This is a genomic window from Streptomyces sp. RLA012, assembly GCF_056270325.1.
The window spans coordinates 186149-202329 of sequence record NZ_JBWDPA010000002.1 but is presented as its reverse complement, the minus strand read 5'-3'; the positions used below and the strand labels follow the sequence as shown (position 1 = coordinate 202329).

Sequence of the window (16181 nt, the reverse complement as noted above, 5' to 3'; positions counted from 1 at the left end):
TGACAGCAACGGGACTACTGGAAGCGGGCGGCGAGACGCTTCAAGCGGGGATCTCCGGGCTTGATGTGGAAGTGGATGTGGAAGTGGAAGTGGGACTGTTTCACCGGCTTCCGGTCCCCGGCCCACGCCACGACGCCCTCGCAGTCGGCGAGGATGTCCGCGACGACGATCCGTTCGGTCTCGCTCATGCCGGTGTTCTTGACGTCGGCGCCGAGCGGGTAGTGCATGGGACGGATCGTGATGGCAGTGCCCGACAGATGGTTCGACTCGAACGAGGCACCAACCCTTCGATCGGTGGTGTGCCCGTGGAGGTCGCCGGCCCTGAGCATGTCGACTTCGTACGCGAACCGGCGGGCCACGTACAGCAGTACCGTCGCAGCGTCGCCCTACGCCAAGGAGGCCTCGACGCCCGTGCCCTCCACCGTGGTACTACGTGGTGTGATCACGGGTCCGGCAGTCGTCAGGGCGATCGCTGCCCCGGCTCCTGCGCCGAGGCCGAGAGCCCGTCAACGCGGCAAGCTCGTTGTCACGAGGAGCCATTCTGTACTTGTAGCGGTTGATGAGGAGCAGGGCGGAACAGACGACGGAGCAGGCCAGCCCCGCGTACAGCAGGGGCGGGACCCAGAACCACACCACTTCGGTGCTGTAGCCGCTGGTCCAGTGGCAGGTGAGGGACGGAGGGAAGCTGTCCATGTTCACCGATGTCAGGCTGTAGTCCCGCCCGGCATCCATGTACACGCCGTCGCCGGTCTTGTCCCCGCATACGTCGAGCGGGTTCGTGAAGGCGAGCCCGTAGACGGTCCCGGCCCCATAGGCGGCGATCGATGCCGCGATCCCGATCACAGCCCAGCGGGCCGGCCTGGAGGGCTTCCTCCAGGCCACCCACAACGCGTACGGCAATGTCCCGACGGCGAAGAGGGCGAGCGTGATCGCGGGCGGGCCGAAGAACGCGAAGAGAGACACCATGCACCCTGACGTTACTTCGAGCGGACGAACCGTTGCTGGTCCGCCCGGTGCTCAGCCCGTCGGAAACTTTCCGCGGAGGCGTGCTGTACAAGGCTGTCGCCGAACGCGTCGCGCCAATCGTCGAGTTGACCGCTGGGAGAAGGCGCGGCATCAGAGCGCCCGTGCCGCCGTACGTCTGGATCAGGAGGATGCGGCCCCCCTGGGCTTGCGGCACGCGGACTGCCTCGTCCTGGCCGCCGTCGATGCCGTTCAGCCCCACTGCCCGCCGTGGCGGCAGGAGGTGTGCAGGCCCTGTCGGGTGTGGCAGGGACCCCTCTCCCACCTGTCGCACGTGGCACGGGACTGTCAGACTGTTTCGTTCGAGAAACGGGGTCAGTCCTGGAGAAGGCCGATGCGCCGCAGCCACGACGGGACTTCGGCATCGGCTTTCCGGACTTCCTCGCCGCGTACCGCAAGACCTTCACCGATGGTCGCGCCGGGGCAGGAGGCCGCGTAGTCGCGCTCGGTGGTACCCAGTCCGCTCATCGCATACGTCGTGACCGGATGGACCCTCTTGCCGCGGAAGTCGTATCTGTCGGCGAAGGTCGACATGATCATGGGTGCTCGGATGTTCCAGATGGGGCTGGCCAACAGCACCACGTCGTAACGCTCGATCGAGGAGGGGGGATTGGCGATCGCCGGCCGCGCGTCGGTGTTCTGTTCGCGGACATTGCGGGCGACCGTCGCGTCGTAGTCGTCGGAGTAGGGGTCGACGGCTTCGATGCGGTGGACGTCGCACTCGATGTGCCCGCTGATCATCCGGGCGAGGACTTCGGTGTTTCCGGTCCTGAGATTCGTACGCCCACCGTAGGAGTAGTTCTCGCCAGGCCGGGAGAAGTAGGCCAGCAGGACCCGCTTCCCGGACCCAGTGGCCGAGGGGCGAGGCGCTCACTCGACTCCGGTGCCGCCCCGCTCGACTGCGACGGGGAACAGCCGGTGATCTGGACACCGGTCATGATGGTGGCTCCTCCCAGAAGTACGCCACGAAGGAGAGCGCGTCGCCCCGGCGAGGCGAGTTTGCCCTTCCCGGTGTCGAATCCGCGCGCTGTCATCCGCTGCTTCCGTTCAGGGAACGGACAGCGTCGAGATCCGCACGCACTGTCTGCGGCTCGGCTTCGACCGGGAGGTCGGCCGGGTCCAACACGCCGTCCACGGAGCCGGATTCGTCGCTCTTCAGGGTGCCGAAGAGCCCGACCCGGTCGGACGGCTCTTCGCCCTCGGCGGCAATGAGCTCGAACGTCCTGCCCAGCGCAGTGCCGGTCAGCAGGCTGCCTACCAGTGTCTCGGCGATCTGTTCGCGGGCGATCCCGCCGTCGGCCGTACCGCCCTGCTCCAGGACGAGCCGCCGCCGAGCGGGGCCGGCGTGGTCGAACCAGCCGGGGCGGCCGATCGCGTAGGGCAGACCGTCGGCTCGCAGGAGGCGTTCGGAGCGCCGCTTCCAGGGGGTGGCGCCCGGGCGGGGGCCGCCACCGGATCCGTGGGTGAGGGCGATCGCGTCGGCTCCGCTGACCGCGTGCTCCAGGGAGGTGGGATCCTTGAGGTCGCCCTGTATCAGTTCGACGCCGGGGAGCAGTCGTTCGGCTCGTCGCATGTCGCGCACGAGTGCCCGCGGGCGCAGGCTGTGTCGCTGCGCGGCGCGCGCGGCGAGTTGTCCGATGCTGCCGGCGGCGCCGACCATGAGTACGTCGGTGATGTTCTGGGACATGATCAGGCCCTGGTCCGTGAAGGGTGGGCGCCGCCGTGAAGACGGCGAGGTGGAGATCCGCGCACGGGTGCCTTGGTCCGGGCGGATGAAGGCACCCGCGCGCGAGAGTTCTGCGGCGGTGGTTGTCGCCGTCTGCCGGGTCAGCCGTCCAGGCGCCGTGCGCTGAGCCAGTTGACCATGGCCGGGTCGTGGTGGTCGAAGAACAGCGAGGCGCCGGTTTCCAGGGTGGCGATGGATGCCATCTGGTCGTCGGTGAGCTCGAAGTCGAAGATGTCGAAGTTCTCGGCCATGCGCTCGGCGCGGACCGACTTGGGGATCGCGACGACGCCGCGCTGGGTCAGCCAGCGGAGCACGACCTGCGCCACCGACGTGCCGTGCTTCTCACCGATCTCGCTCAGGACCGGATTGGTGAAGAGGTCGTTCTTGCCCTCGGCGAACCCGCCCCACGACTGGATCTGGACGCCGTGCTTGCGCATCAGCTCCTGGTAGTCGGCGCGCTGGAAGAAGGGGTGGGTCTCGATCTGGTTGACCGCAGGGGTGACCTCGTTGTTGATGATGAGGTCGAGGAGGCGGTCGGGGTAGAAGTTGGCGACGCCGATGGCCTTGATGTGGCCCGCGCGGTGCAGGTTCTCCATGGCGCGCCACTGGCCGTACACGTCGCCGTAGGGCTGGTGCATCAGGTACAGGTCGAGGTAGTCCAGGCCGAGCTTGTTCAGCGAGGTCTCGAAGGCGCGCCTGGCGTTCTCCTCGGCGGGCGCGTCCTGGACCCACAGCTTGGTGGTGACGAAAAGTTCCTCGCGCGGGATGCCGCCGGCCTTGATGGCGCGGCCGACGGCCTGCTCGTTGGCGTAGGCGGCGGCCGTGTCCAGCAGCCGGTAGCCGGCCGCGAGGGCGTCCGTGACGGCCCGCTCGGTCTCCTCCGCCGGGATCTGGAAGACGCCGAAGCCGAGGACAGGCATCTCGACGCCGTTGTTGAGGGTGACGTTCTGCATGGGATTTTTCTCTCTGTGCGGGGCGGGGCGGGGGACAGATGACCGGTCAGCGTTCGAGTGGGCGTGGGCCCGCGTCGGTGGCGGTGGCCGGAATCTGATGTGGGACTTGAGTGCGCAGCAGCACGGTGGCCACGATGCTCACCGCAACGGTTGCCGCGGCGATCAGGAGGCTGGTGTGGAGGCCGGAGACGAACCCGGTCCGGTCGGCGACCAGCGAACCGAAGACCGCGACGGCAAGGGCGCCGCCGAGCTGGCGGGCGGCGTTCAGCACACCGCTGGCGACACCGGCCCGCCCGGCGGGCACCTTCTCCAGCAGCAGCGCCGTCAGCGCGGTCACGGCCATCGCGCCGCCGGCGCCGACGGGCACCATCAGCACCACCGTCAGCCATACCGGCGCGTCGGCGGGCAGGGCCACCATCGCCAGCAGGCCCGTGGCCATGAGGGACTGGCCGGTGATCACCGGCATCCGTGCACCGAGCCGGGTGGCCAGGCGGGCGGCGACGGGGCTCATGAAGGAGGTGAGCACCGTCATCGGCAGGAAGGCCACGCCGGTGGCGAGCGCGCTCAGCCCGTGCACCTGCTGGAGGTACAGGCCCAGCAAGAAGATCATGCCGTAGAAGCCGACGTTCAGGGCGAACCCGATGGCGGCCGAGAGCGACATCGTGCGGGAGCGCAGCAGCGGCAGCGGCGTCATCGGATGCCGACCACGGGCCTGTGCGATCAGGTAGACGACGGCCGCCACGACCGCCACCGCGAAGGCGACCAGGACCCGCGCGGTGCCGAAGCCGTCGGCACCGGCCTCGATGACCGCGTAGGTCAGCGCGCCCATGGCGGCGACGGCGGCCACCTGGCCGGTCCAGTCGAAGGGCACCTCCTGACGCGGGGAGCGCCGGGCGCGCTTGAGGAGCAGCAGGGCCACCGCGCCGACGGGCAGATTGACGAAGAAGATCATCCGCCAGTCGATGAGGGTGAGCAGCCCGCCGGCCACGGGCCCGGCAGCGGCGCCGACAGAGCCGCCCACGCCCCACAGGGCGATCGCCTTCGCTCGGGCCGCCGGGTCGGGGAAGGTCTCACGCAGCAGCGAGAGGGAGGACGGAACGACGACCGCGGCCCCGGCTCCCTGCACCAGCCGCGCCGCCACCAGAACGCCCAGGTTCGGCGCCATCGCACAGACCGCGGACGCCGCCACGAACAGACCCAGACCGCAGGCGAACGCCTGGCGCGCCCCGATACGGTCACTGACCGCGCCCGCGGACAACAGGAACGCGGCGAAGGCGAGGGTGTAACCGTCGACCACCCGCTGAAGCCCGGTCATCCCGCTGCCGAAACCGCGTCCGATCGAGGGCAGGGCCACGTTCACGATCATCGCGTCGACCATGATCGTGAAGAAGCCGAGCAGTACGGCCGCCAGCGCCGGGCGAGCGCCGGAGACGCTCTGCGGCGGCGGACCGGCCGCGCCGACTCGGAGCGATGCGGGCGAGGCGGACGTGGACAAGGGATGATCTCCTGCACTGGGAAGGCCGGGTGTGCTGTCGGAAATCGAGCCTCGCGCTTTTCCGGCCCCGGTGGCAGGCCGGGATCTGCCAGGCACTGACGTTCAGGGGTGTGACAGGGCCCCCCACGCGCCTGCCACGCAGGTCAGCGCGGTGTGACACTGGCGCTATGGCACCCGAGCAGAGCAGCGGCGCCGACATGGAACTCGGCCGGTACCTGCGCGCGCGTCGCACCCAGATCAGCCCCGGCCAGGTCGGCCTCACCGTGGGTACAGGCATGCGCCGCACCCCCGGTCTGCGCCGTGAGGAACTGGCGACGCTCGCCGGCATCAGCATCGACTACTACGTCCGTCTGGAGCGCGGCAAGGAGACCCGTCCCAGTCCCTCCGTGCTCGACGCCCTCGCCCGCGCCCTCCACCTCGACGACGCCGAGCACCAGCACCTGCGCGAGCTGGCCGCCCGGGCCGCCAGGTACGCTCCCGAACCCGCGCCGCCGCCCAGCCGAACCGTGCGCCCACACCTGGAGCTGGTCCTGGAGACGCTGCGGCCGAGCCCGGCCTACATCGTCAGCCGCAGCATGGACCTGCTCGCCTGGAATCCCGGCGGCCTCGCCCTGTACGCGGGCCTCACAGACTGGCCCGCCACCCAGCGCAATCTCGCCCGCTACCTCTTCCTCCACCCCACCGCGCGCACCCTCTTCCCCGACGACTGGGAACGCCTGGTCCGCGGCTGTGTCGCCCGGCTCCGCGCCGTGGCCGGCACCGCCCCGGACGCCCCCGATCTCACCAACCTGGTGGGTGAACTCCTGCTCAAGAGCCCGGAGTTCGCCAAGCTGTGGGAGCGCTACGACGTCATCGGGCGCAAGAGCGTCCAGAAGACCTTCCGCCACCCCCAGGTCGGCACCCTCACCCTCAGTGGCCAGAGCATGCACCTCGAAGGCACCCCCGGCCAACGCCTGGGCGTCTACACCGCCGAACCCGGCAGCCCCGACCACGACGCCATGCTCCTGCTCGACATGACCGCGCCTCGGCCCGCCGGACGTCCCAAGACGAAAGCGGAACAGCAACGACGCACGCAGTCCTGACTCCAGCTCCACGGGCGGCGCGAGCGGGGCACCAGCATGCGCGTGAGGCCCCCGCACACCTGCCCACTGTTACGGAAGGCGTCCTGAAAGGCAGCCGGTCGGTGGGGGGTGACCCACCAGCACTGCGGCAGCACCGGGGACGTGCGCAACTGCCAGGTCATGGTGATGCTCAGCTACGCCGCCGAGGCCGGGCGCACCTTCTACGACCGGCGCCTGTACCTGCCAGCCGGCTGGGGCGACGACCCGGCCCGCCGCCGGGACGCGAGCGTGCCCGAGCAGATCGCCTTCGCCACCAAGCCCCGGCTCGGCATCAGCATCGGCATCGGCATACTGGCAGGCGCGGTGGCGCGCGGGATGCCGTTCGGCTGGGTCGCGGCCGACGCCGACTACGGCACGGACCGCGCCCTGCGCGCCTTCCTGCACGAACACACCCTGCCCTACGTCTTCGCCGTGCCGGTGACGCTGCCGCCGGCCGGCCCCGCGGCCAAACCCCGGCAGCCCGCGGTTGCGCAGGCCGGGGACCTGCTGCACTACGCGAACAGCCATGACCGGTGGGAGCTCCGCAGCCAGGGTGAGGGCTCCAAGGGACAGCGGTACTACGACTGGGCCTGGTTCGAGGTGACCAACGGCCGGCAGTCAGGCAGCAGGCCGTGCCGGCGGCGCCGAGTACCGCCGGGAACGCTGGAGCGTCAACGCCGTACCGTGGCCGCTGAAGGCGCGGCAGTGGGGAGTCATTCCGGTTCTTGGACATGCTCGCAGTGTCACAAGCTCACTTGCCCGCCGTCTTGTAGAAATGTTCCCCTGTGACCCCCGCCACCGGCCTCGTGCCCGCCGGGTGCAGACCGTCGGGTCAAGCCTTGGACAGGTATTCGGGAGCGGCCCACGCGACGTCGTCGACCGCAAGCCACGGTGCAACCGCAACGGCCGTGGGCGTCACACCGGCGAAGGCCATGACATCCCGGTGGAGGTGGGACTGGTCGGCGTAACCGATCTCCGCCGCCACCCGTGCGGCGCTGTGACCCGAGGCCAGCCGGTGGGCCGCATGGTCGAAACGGACAAGCTGAGCGGCGCGCTTGGGGTTGAGACCGATCTGGGCTCGGAACCGGGACCAGAGACGCTTACGGCTCCAGCCGACCTCGGCTGCCAGCCGCTCGACCCGAACCCCTCCCAGGTTCGTCACCATCTGCCCCCACACGAAGGCCACCTCAGGTTCGACTGCTCGGCTTGCCTCGTGTCGTCGAAGGAGCGCGGCCTCCGCTATCGCGAACCGGTCGTCCCACGGCCCGGCAGCGCGCAGTTGCTCTTGGGTGCGCGCGGCGTCGCGGCCCCAGAAGTCGTCGAGGGAGACCACCGAGGCGCCCGACTCCGCAATGTCGCCCAGCACCGCGTGCGCGACCGGCGGCGACAGCCGCACCTGCAGGCACTCGATGTTCCGGCCGCGCCCTCGAACGCCGCCGGACGCGAGCCCCACGACGACGCTGCCGCTCTGCTGGCGACCGCCGACGTCGTCGACGACGAGTGGTCCGTCGCCGAGGTCGACGGCCACCGTGACCGCCGGGTACGGGACCACGCCCAGGTCGACGAGGTCGGTCGTACGGGCGCGGAATCCGGCCATGCCGACCCCGGGCAGCCGGGCGGGCCGCGACGGGGTGGCGATGTCCCACAACGACGCCGCGTCATGGGCCAGTTCGGCGGATCGCATGGCGTCAAGCTACGCGACATTCGTACAAGACGCGACGTCGTAGGCGCGACAACACTGGCGGCTCCTGCCAGCCCCGTACCGGAAAGGACCGCCCGTGATGCGCTCGCCGATCGACCCGTTCACGCCGGCCGTCGAACTTGCCGCGGCCATCCGTCGGAAGGAGGTGAGTCCCGTCGAGGTGGCCGACTGCTTTCTCAAGCGGATGGATGAGCTCGACCCCCGGCTGAACGCCTTCTGCCACCGGGCCGACGACGACGTCCGCAAAGCCGCGTCCGCCGCGGCCGATGCTGTGGCGCGGGCCACGTCGGCCGAGGACCTCCCGCCGTTCCACGGCGTCCCGCTGCCGGTCAAGGACCTTGTTGACGTTGCCGGATGGCCCACCACCCATGGGTCCGCCGGCGCCGAGCAGGCACCGGCCGAGGCATCGGACCCGGTCGTGCGACGGTTCGTGGACGCGGGCTTCGTCCTGCTCGGCAAGACCACCACCTCCGAGTTCGGCAGCCTGCCCTTCACGGAAAGCGACGCCCTGGGCATCTCGCGCAACCCGTGGGACCCGGACCGCACGCCCGGCGGGTCGTCGAGCGGAGCGGGCGCTGCCCTCGCCGCCGGGATGACGCCCATCGCCCACGCCGAGGACGGCGGCGGGTCGATACGGATCCCCGCCTCGTGCAACGGTCTGGTCGGCCTCAAACCCACCCGCGGCCTGGTCACCAACGCCACCGTGGAGGTGGAGGGTCTCGGCACCAGCGGCGTACTCACCCGCTCGGTGGCGGACACCGCGGCGGCCCTCGATGTGCTGGCGCGTCACGATCCGGCCGCGTGGTGGTCGCCTCCGACACCGCGCACGTCCTTCGCCGCCGCGATGAAGACGGACATGCCGACCGGGCTGCGGATCGGTACGCTCACCGAATCCCCGATCGACGGGATAGACGTGCACCCGGCGTGTACTGCAGCCGTCGATGTCGCTCTTCGGACACTCGAATCGGCCGGCCAGCACCTCGTCGACACCCCCCTTCCGCTGCCGTCGGCCGACGAACTGGTCGCGGCGTTCACGACCCTGTGGAACGTCGGCGGTGCCGGAATCGCACTCGCGGAACCGGACCGTGTCGAGCCGCACAATCGCGCCCTGCGTGAGGCGGCACGAGCGATCGACTCGTGGGCGTACGCGGAAGGGGTGAAGAAGACCCAGCAGTTGTCGCGGCGCATCGTCGAAGGCTTCCTCGCCGGCTTCGACCTCCTTGTCACGCCGACGATGGCCTGTCTCCCGCCGCCCGTAGGTGCCTGGCGGGCAGGCACCGACGACGATCCCCTGAGGGCACTGTTGAACAGCTACCCGATGGGGGTGTTCACGTCGGTGTTCAACGTGACCGGCCAGCCGGCGATCTCCCTCCCCGTCCACCACGACGAGGCCACCGGCCTGCCCGTCGGCATCCAGATCGTGGCAGCACCCTGGCGGGAAGACGTCCTGCTCCAGGTGTCTCGGACCCTCGAACTCGCACACCCCTGGACCGGTCGCCGCCCGCCTGTCAGCTGAGTACGGAGGCTCTCCCCGAAGCCGGACGAGAATGAAGCCAGCGTGCTCAGCTCGTCGACCTGGACGTGCGGGACCGGCAGATATGCTGGGTGCGGGCCGGTGGACCGTATGTATCTGGTGCTGATCGGCACGACGACCGAGTGGGAGTCGCCGATGGCCATGCTGCGGGAGATCAGCGGTCCGTCACGGCGCACCGTCTCAGCCGGTGTGCCCCCGATGAGGAACTCGCCGTGCTGGGGAGTCGGGATCTGCACGCAGTGGCCGTCCAGGAGGCTGCGGGCCTGGCGAAGGAGGCCTTGATGCGTACCCGGAACAGCGTCGCTCTCGTACGCGATGGCCATGGGTTCCAGGAGCCGCTCGGCGTGCAGCGCGAGGCCCTCACGGCCTTCGACGAACAAGCCGGCCTGTTCCAGCACGGCTGCCTGCAGCAGGGGTCGGCCTTCGTTGAGGAGGTGCCGCTGCCGCTTCTGGTGGAAGACCGGGAAGAGGCGCTGGTGCAGGTCGCGGTAGTGCTGGGAGCGGACCCAGTGCAGTGCGATCAGGTTCCGTAGCCAATTGGTGGTCGAGGGGGGCGTCCAGCGCCGTGCCGTCCGCGACCGAGGCGAAGACCTCGGGGAGGTGCTGCTCAACGTCGTTCCAGGTCTGCTCCGGGGAACCGGACGCGTACGGCACGAAGTCCTGGACCCGGCCGACACCGCGCGGGGTACGAGGTTGGGGCAGGCGCTGGTGGTGGCGCAGGCCGTAGGGCTGGACGTGCGGGCCGGCGGTGTACCGGATGGGCGTGGCGAACTGGGCGAGTAGGGCCTTGGAGGTGAGGTGTTGGCGCCGGACCGGCGCGGCGGTCTCGGAGGCCAGTCGGCGATGCGGGTCGGATCGTCGCGTCCCGGCGGCGGTAGTTGTGCAACCACGGCTCAATCGGCCCAGCGCGCCGGGGACTTCGGCTCGGCCTTTTCGTCGGCGCCTGGGGTTACATGGTGCGCCAGGATTCCAGGTGCTGCGCGACGGTACGCAGGTCGGCTTCCTGGGTGCGTACCGTGTGGGCCAGTTCGTAGAGTTCGTCGTCTTTGACCTGGACGGGCTGGCCGGAGAGGGTCATGTACTGGTGGGTGCAGGCCCAGCCGACGACCAGGTTGTAGTCGGTGAAGGGGCGCAGCAGCAGGGCGGTGTGCAGGAAGGTGGCAGCGCGGGCGGGTACTTCTTCGTAGTAGAGGGAGCCGCGTTCACGTTCGAATTTGTGCCGGTCGGCCATGTAGCCGAGGGCACCCCAGTCCGCGATCGGCACGTTGAGCGGAGAGATCGCTGCCTGGACCTGGAGAACCCAGCCGACGTCGACGCGGATGAGCGGGCTCACCGCTGGCCTGCGGGGAAGTGCTCCATGACGGCGGGCAGGATGCGCTCGGCTTCGGCGGTGGCGCCTTCGACGAAGGCGATCCGGTCGGCTTCTTCCACGGTGACGTCGTGGACGTGGTCCTTCAGGCTTTTGCCTGTGATCTTGGCGCGGTCGCGGAGACGGGCCATTTCTTCCGGGGTGAATTCGATGTTGAGTGCTGGCATGTCTGCAGGGTACCCGTACAGGTACCGATCTGGGTACCGGTGGGATGGGTGACGATGGTGTGCCTCCGGCTTCCCAGCGGCCGGCGGGCGGGAGCGGCGCGCCTTTCGGAACACTGGGGTGTGTGCCTGGGCGGCGGCCGCGGCCTGAGCCGATGACAGGGTCGGTGTCCGCCGAGCGGCAGGGATCACCGGCTCGGCGGCACGCGCACGAGGTTTGGACTTCCGGTGTTCAGCCCGTCCCACGGGCAGCGCCTTGCCGGGCGGCAGGGTCCATCCCTGTTTGCCCGCACGGTCCGACGGAGTGGAAACCTTGGCGTTGGGAGGGGCGTGAGTGGCGCGAGGGGCGTCTGTCTCGGCGCTCGGGCGGGTTACGCCTGATCAGAGGCCCGGCAGGGCGGCGGCACTGCTTCTTGAAGGTTGCGCAGTGCCACCAGTCGGGTGCGCGCGGCAACTCACCTACAGCCAGTGGAAGTTCATCGAGCTCTCCCAGTCCAGGTCCTTGGTGATGTGTATCCCGGCGGCGTCGTGGTGCGCTCGGGCGGTAGTGGAGTCCACGCTGACCAGGGACAAGGCTGACCAGGGACAAGTCCGTCTTCGCCGGCCCGCAGGCTACGATGCGGATCTTTACAAGGAGCGGAATACTGTCGAGCGCCTGATCGACAAGCTGAAGGCCTGGCGGGGTATCGCGACTCGTTACGACCAAAAGCCCGAGAGCTACCTCGCAGGCCCCCACCTTCGCGCCTCGATGATCTGGATCAACGACCTCCTGCAGGAAACTGATTGACCGCACCATCACTGAGGAAACGGCGGGACAGATGCGATCAGAAGCGGCCCTTGACCGATGAGTACAGGGTTTCCACGCTGCGCCGGGTGCCGTCACTCCCGCCGATGAAGTTCGTACGAGGGTTCAGACGGAACGTGCTGCCGTCCGCGCGACGTATGCGAACGTACGTATTCCCGGTGTAGGCGCCGTTCATGTGGAGCTCGATGGGCCCACCGCCCAGTGCCACCTCGTCGAGCGGATCCGCCCATAGGAGCCCTTTGTCGCGGATCGACCAATAGGTGCTCTTGACCAGGAGCACCCGGCGGTCGGTCACCCCGAGGACGGCACGCCGGAAACCGGCACCGAGGTACCCGGACAGGGCCACCTTCAGTGTCTCCTTACGTAGATAGGGGTGCAGGGCCCGCTTCAGCTCGGACTCACTCATGACGACCCTCCGTCGGCCGGTGTGTGTATACCTGGCACAGTGCCGCGGCCGAGTGCACACACCCTTCGTCGGTGTTCGCACTACCGGTGTACCCATCGATAGTGCACGCCGTAACGGCCGCGATTCACTCTCAGAGTCCTACCGGATCCCGCCCCCGCCGGGGACGGAACCCGGGAGTTGATCACCACTTCATACACGGCTTACCGATCGTTTCAGATTGGCGGATGAGGATGCGGAGCATGACGAGGGCAGCGGACAGGTAGAGGGAGAAGTCCACGACCTGGCCGTCTTTGTCGGTGCAGCGCCGGAGTTTGCCGTAGGCGTTCATCCAGGAGTGCGTGCGCTCGATCACCCACCGTTTGCCGGCCTGGATCGGTGCGGGCACCCCTGCGGGCGATCTCGCCAGTGAAGCCGAACTCCTCCGGCAGGTCCCGGGCCTTGAGACTTTCGTAGCCGCGGTCAAGGTTCACGTTTACGTCCTCGGGCAGGATTCCGACCTGCTCTTTCGTCGCTTCCAGGGTGGGGCCCAGCAGCGGTGAGTCGTGCCGATTGGCGCCGTCGGAGACGATCCTGAGCGGCACTTCGGTCACATCGGAAGCCACGGAGCGTTTCAGGCCCTGCTTGCCCCGGTCGACCGGGGAGCGTCCGGCCTTTTCGCCTCCCGAGGGTGCACTGCCCCAGCCCAAGCCCGAAGCCTTCGATCTGGCGACCGTGTTGCGCGCCCTCGGCGACCCTGTGCGGCTGGAGATGGTGCGGCGCCTGGCAGCGGACGGGGATGAACTCGATGACCGCTTCCCCTGTCTGCTCGGCGCCGTGCTGGGCCAGTTCGCCCGCTCCTTCGCAAACTCCTGATCCAGCCGGGCCCACCTGGCTGCGACACCGCTGATCGCACCGAGTCCTCGCGATGAGCACGCCGGCGCAGGCGTACAGATGGGTCACTGCCGCGCTGCACAGCCCTGAGAGCATCAATTGCTGGTCGGTCTGAACAGCCAACCAACAACTACTGGCGCAGGGCACTGGAACCGCGTCGTCCTCATGGAGAGGTGGCGTCATCGGCCTGCGGTTCATGTGTTCCGCCCGCCGTTGACACCGACCACCTGGCCGGTGATGTATCCGGCCTCCTCCGAGGTGAGGAAGGCGCAGGCGGCGGCGATGTCTTCGGGAAGGCCGGTTCGGCGTACCGGGGTCTGTGCGATGTGGTGCTCCATGCTCTGGACGAAGCGGCCCAGCTTCTCGTTGCGGCGCAGCATCGGCGTGTCGACGAATCCGGGCGGGATCGTGTTGACGGTGATTCCGGACGGGCCGAGCTCAAGCGCAAGGGCCTTGGTGAAGCCGATGACGCCCGCCTTGGAGGCGACGTAGTGCGTCATGAACGGCTGGCCGCTGTGCGCGCTGGACGAGGAGATGTTGACGATCCGTCCCCAGCCCGCCTCGACCATGTCCGGCACCACTGCCTGGCAGCAGTGGAAGGTGCCGGTCAGGTTCACCGTCAGGAGGGAGTTCCACGCCTCTTCGGTGATGTCGAGGAACCGTTTGGCGCCCTCCTTGCCGGCCGAGTTCACCAGCACGGTGACGGGCCCGAACCGCTCGTGGACCTCCTTGACCGCCCGGTCGATGCTCTGACGGTCCGCGACGTCGACGCCGACAGCAAGTGCCGAGCCGCCCTCGGCCACGATCTCCTCGGCCACCCGTTCGGCCGCGGCCGCGTCGAGATCCAACACGGCCACGTCGGTACCCTCACGGGCCAGGCGCTGCGCACAGGCCCGCCCGATTCCCGACGCTCCGCCCGTGACGAGGGCGACTCTGCCGTTCAGTTTTCCGGCCATCTTCACCTTCCCTTCGGCGTTGGGTTTTCGACCGGGGGAGGGCCTGGGTGGTCGGCGCCCTCGCGGACCAGCACGCCGTTCAGGAACAGCCGGACGGCGTGCTGGATGTGCTGCTCCTCGACCTCGGGCGTCCGGTAGATGCCGTAGGCCGCCAGCCATGCCGGCATTGCGCCGACCATGGCGAAGAACTGCTCGGCCGCGAGCTCGACGTTCACGACGGACACCGTGCCCGCACGCTCGTGACGGTCCAGCAGATCCATGATCACCTGGATGCGCGGCGACCAGGTGACGGCCTGGGAGCTCGCCGCGAACTCGGGGAAGCGTTCCGACTCGGCGATCGCCATCCGGCTGAGCCGCACGATGTCGGGATCGACGGACCGCGCCAGGATCGACCGTGCGATCACGGTCAGGCTGCCGGCGAGGTCGTCGGGCAACGGCTCCAGCACCCGTCCGTCCCGTTCCTGACGGGTCAGCGCCCACGCACTCACTGCCACGAACAGGGTCCGCTTGTCGGCGTAACGGGCGTACAGGGTGCTCTTGGTGATGCCGGCGGCCTTCGCCACCGCCTCCATGGTGGTGCCGTCGTATCCGTGCTCCAGGAAGGTGTCGACCGCGGCCCGCCGGAGCCTCTCGGTCAGCTGAGCGGCCTCCACCGACGTGGGCCGCCCGGATCGCGATCGTTCGCTGCTCGCCTTGGACTCCATTCCCAAAAATGTACGGTCGCGTCTGATTTCGGTCAAGGTGGCAGGTCAGGCCCGTTGACCGTAACCATACGGCATCGTATGGTTTTTGCGCGTCCCTGCCGCGGAGCATCGGAGCAGGCCATCAGAGCAGGCACAGAAGGGACTTGACGATGCCTCATTTTGCGAAGCCTGCCGAGGGCAGCTGGACCGAGCACTACCCTGAGCTCGGCACCGGCCCGATGTCCTACGAGGACTCCATCTCCCCCGAGCACTACGAACTCGAGCGCAAGGCGATCTTCGAACGGACCTGGTTGAACGTCGGCCGCGTGGAGCAGGCGCCGACGAGGGGCAGCCACTTCACCAAGGAGATCGCCGCGGTCCGTACGTCGGTGAAAGTCCTTCGGGACGCCGGCGGCGAGGTCCGGGCATTCCGCGGGAGCCCGTCCGGACCCGTACCGGTCCGCTGCGAGGTCTGGGAGGGCTTCGTCTTTGTCACCTTCGACGACGCCGCCGAACCGCTGGGCGAGTACCTCGGCGGACTCGCCGCCGGCTTGGAGGGCTATCCGTTCGACCGGATGGCGGAGGTCTACCGGTATCGGGCCGACATCGGCAGCAACTGGAAGCTGTACATGGATGCGTTCGCGGAGTTCTACCACGCGCCCGTTCTGCACGCGAAGCAGTACGTGGGCAACGAGTCGCGCAAGCTCTCAAGTTACGGATTCGAGGCCCTCCACTATCAACTCGACGGCCCGCACGGGATGGTGTCGTCATGGGGCGGGATGGCGCCGCCCAAGGACCTGAGCATGGTCAAGCCGATCGAGCGGGTACTGCGCAGCGGTAACTTCGGGCCGTGGGACCGCCCCGACATCCCTGGGCTCGACCCGCTGCCGCCAGGACTGAACCCGTCCGGCCACCAGGCCTGGGGCATCGACTCGTTCGTCTTCTTCCCGAACTTCATGATGGTGGTGTGGGCACCCGGCTGGTATCTCACCTACCACTACTGGCCGACCGCCTACAACCGGCACATCTTCGAGGGCACTCTGTACTTCGTTCCGGCCCGGAGCGCTCGTGACCGGGTGCGGCAGGAGCTGGCCGCAGTCACCTTCAAGGAGTTCGCGCTGCAGGACTGCAACACACTCGAAGCCACCCAGACCATGCTGGAGTCACGGGTGGTCTCCCACTTTCCCCTCAATGACCAGGAGATCCTGCTGCGGCATCTGCACCGGACAGCAGGCAAGTACGTGGCCGCCCACTCCGAGCGGCTCGGGGATCCGGGGCCAAGTCACTCCTAGTGTCCTGCGCCGGAGATTGCGCCGGAGATTGCGTCGGCAGACGCAGCGGGGGAGTCGAGGATCTCTTCGGCTGTCCTGGTCCGGACGCACGGCTCGGGGTCTT

General features: G+C 68.8%; 19 protein-coding genes and 2 pseudogenes. 8 read left to right on the top strand and 13 right to left on the bottom strand.

Annotated features, from left to right (window positions below; translation table 11 throughout):
* Positions 1-14: 14 nt before the first annotated feature.
* The 6 genes from RV986_RS01190 to RV986_RS01165 form a co-directional block, all read right to left on the bottom strand.
* Positions 15-227, bottom strand: a complete 213-nt coding sequence (locus RV986_RS01190; RefSeq protein WP_475915586.1) for a hypothetical protein — start codon at positions 225-227, stop codon at positions 15-17.
* Between the two features lie 202 nt (positions 228-429).
* On the bottom strand, positions 430-966 hold the full coding sequence (locus tag RV986_RS01185) for a hypothetical protein (RefSeq protein WP_475915585.1): 537 nt from the start codon (positions 964-966) through the stop codon (positions 430-432).
* A gap of 372 nt (positions 967-1338) precedes the next feature.
* On the bottom strand, positions 1339-1764 hold the full coding sequence (locus tag RV986_RS01180; RefSeq protein WP_475915584.1) for a flavodoxin: 426 nt from the start codon (positions 1762-1764) through the stop codon (positions 1339-1341).
* Positions 1765-2053: 289 nt separating this feature from the next.
* Complete coding sequence (locus RV986_RS01175; RefSeq protein WP_475915583.1) at positions 2054-2710, bottom strand: NAD(P)H-binding protein; 657 nt, start codon at positions 2708-2710, stop codon at positions 2054-2056.
* A 140-nt stretch (positions 2711-2850) separates the two neighbouring features.
* A complete protein-coding gene (locus tag RV986_RS01170) occupies positions 2851-3702 on the bottom strand; it encodes an aldo/keto reductase (protein WP_475915582.1) in 852 nt (283 codons plus the stop codon).
* A gap of 46 nt (positions 3703-3748) precedes the next feature.
* Positions 3749-5197 carry an MFS transporter gene (locus tag RV986_RS01165; RefSeq protein WP_475915581.1) on the bottom strand — a complete coding sequence of 483 codons (1449 nt, stop codon included), beginning with the start codon at positions 5195-5197 and terminating at the stop codon, positions 3749-3751.
* A gap of 167 nt (positions 5198-5364) precedes the next feature.
* Here RV986_RS01165 and RV986_RS01160 point away from each other — a divergent pair, with 167 nt between their 5' ends.
* Positions 5365-6279, top strand: coding sequence for a helix-turn-helix transcriptional regulator (locus RV986_RS01160; protein WP_475915580.1), 915 nt, complete (start codon positions 5365-5367; stop codon positions 6277-6279).
* A 108-nt stretch (positions 6280-6387) separates the two neighbouring features.
* The gene (locus RV986_RS01155; protein WP_475915579.1) at positions 6388-7086 is read left to right on the top strand and encodes a transposase; all 699 of its coding nucleotides are present in this window, start codon (positions 6388-6390) and stop codon (positions 7084-7086) included.
* Between the two features lie 43 nt (positions 7087-7129).
* On the opposite strand, the gene RV986_RS01150 is transcribed toward RV986_RS01155, so the two are convergent.
* Positions 7130-7981 carry a helix-turn-helix domain-containing protein gene (locus tag RV986_RS01150; RefSeq protein WP_475915578.1) on the bottom strand — a complete coding sequence of 284 codons (852 nt, stop codon included), beginning with the start codon at positions 7979-7981 and terminating at the stop codon, positions 7130-7132.
* Positions 7982-8078: 97 nt separating this feature from the next.
* Here RV986_RS01150 and RV986_RS01145 point away from each other — a divergent pair, with 97 nt between their 5' ends.
* The 3 genes from RV986_RS01145 to RV986_RS01135 all read left to right on the top strand — a co-directional run bounded on the left by RV986_RS01145 (position 8079) and on the right by RV986_RS01135 (position 10316).
* Entirely contained in the window at positions 8079-9515 is a 1437-nt protein-coding gene (locus tag RV986_RS01145; RefSeq protein WP_475915577.1) for an amidase, read from the top strand.
* A 299-nt stretch (positions 9516-9814) separates the two neighbouring features.
* Complete coding sequence (locus RV986_RS01140) at positions 9815-10066, top strand: hypothetical protein (RefSeq protein ID WP_475915576.1); 252 nt, start codon at positions 9815-9817, stop codon at positions 10064-10066.
* A 4-nt stretch (positions 10067-10070) separates the two neighbouring features.
* Positions 10071-10316: a hypothetical protein gene (locus RV986_RS01135; protein ID WP_475915575.1), complete on the top strand. Its 246-nt coding sequence runs from the start codon at positions 10071-10073 to the stop codon at positions 10314-10316.
* 166 nt (positions 10317-10482) lie between these two features.
* Here RV986_RS01135 and RV986_RS01130 read toward each other — a convergent pair whose 3' ends face one another.
* Positions 10483-10866, bottom strand: coding sequence for a hypothetical protein (locus RV986_RS01130; RefSeq protein WP_475915574.1), 384 nt, complete (start codon positions 10864-10866; stop codon positions 10483-10485).
* Positions 10863-11069 carry a hypothetical protein gene (locus RV986_RS01125; protein WP_475915573.1) on the bottom strand — a complete coding sequence of 69 codons (207 nt, stop codon included), beginning with the start codon at positions 11067-11069 and terminating at the stop codon, positions 10863-10865. Before RV986_RS01125 ends, RV986_RS01130 begins: the two co-directional genes overlap by 4 nt.
* A 565-nt stretch (positions 11070-11634) precedes the next feature.
* Between RV986_RS01125 and RV986_RS01120 the strand changes: the two are divergent.
* Positions 11635-11853, top strand: a pseudogene (locus RV986_RS01120) (IS5/IS1182 family transposase); the annotation flags it as partial.
* 37 nt (positions 11854-11890) lie between these two features.
* On the opposite strand, the gene RV986_RS01115 reads toward RV986_RS01120, so the two are convergent.
* Entirely contained in the window at positions 11891-12277 is a 387-nt protein-coding gene (locus tag RV986_RS01115) for a hypothetical protein (protein WP_475915572.1), read from the bottom strand.
* 181 nt (positions 12278-12458) lie between these two features.
* Positions 12459-12948 (bottom strand): annotated as a pseudogene (locus RV986_RS01110) (transposase family protein); the annotation flags it as partial.
* Between RV986_RS01110 and RV986_RS01105 the strand changes: the two are divergent.
* Positions 12899-13129 carry a hypothetical protein gene (locus RV986_RS01105; protein WP_475924720.1) on the top strand — a complete coding sequence of 77 codons (231 nt, stop codon included), beginning with the start codon at positions 12899-12901 and terminating at the stop codon, positions 13127-13129. The pseudogene RV986_RS01110 and the gene RV986_RS01105 overlap by 50 nt on opposite strands.
* A 212-nt stretch (positions 13130-13341) precedes the next feature.
* On the opposite strand, the gene RV986_RS01100 is transcribed toward RV986_RS01105, so the two are convergent.
* Entirely contained in the window at positions 13342-14103 is a 762-nt protein-coding gene (locus tag RV986_RS01100) for an SDR family NAD(P)-dependent oxidoreductase (RefSeq protein WP_475915571.1), read from the bottom strand.
* A gap of 2 nt (positions 14104-14105) precedes the next feature.
* Positions 14106-14807 (bottom strand): TetR/AcrR family transcriptional regulator, encoded by a 702-nt coding sequence (locus tag RV986_RS01095; protein ID WP_475915570.1) that lies wholly within the window; start codon positions 14805-14807, stop codon positions 14106-14108.
* A gap of 149 nt (positions 14808-14956) precedes the next feature.
* Between RV986_RS01095 and RV986_RS01090 the strand changes: the two genes are divergently transcribed.
* On the top strand, positions 14957-16078 hold the full coding sequence (locus RV986_RS01090) for an aromatic ring-hydroxylating dioxygenase subunit alpha (protein ID WP_475915569.1): 1122 nt from the start codon (positions 14957-14959) through the stop codon (positions 16076-16078).
* Positions 16079-16181 lie beyond the last annotated feature (103 nt).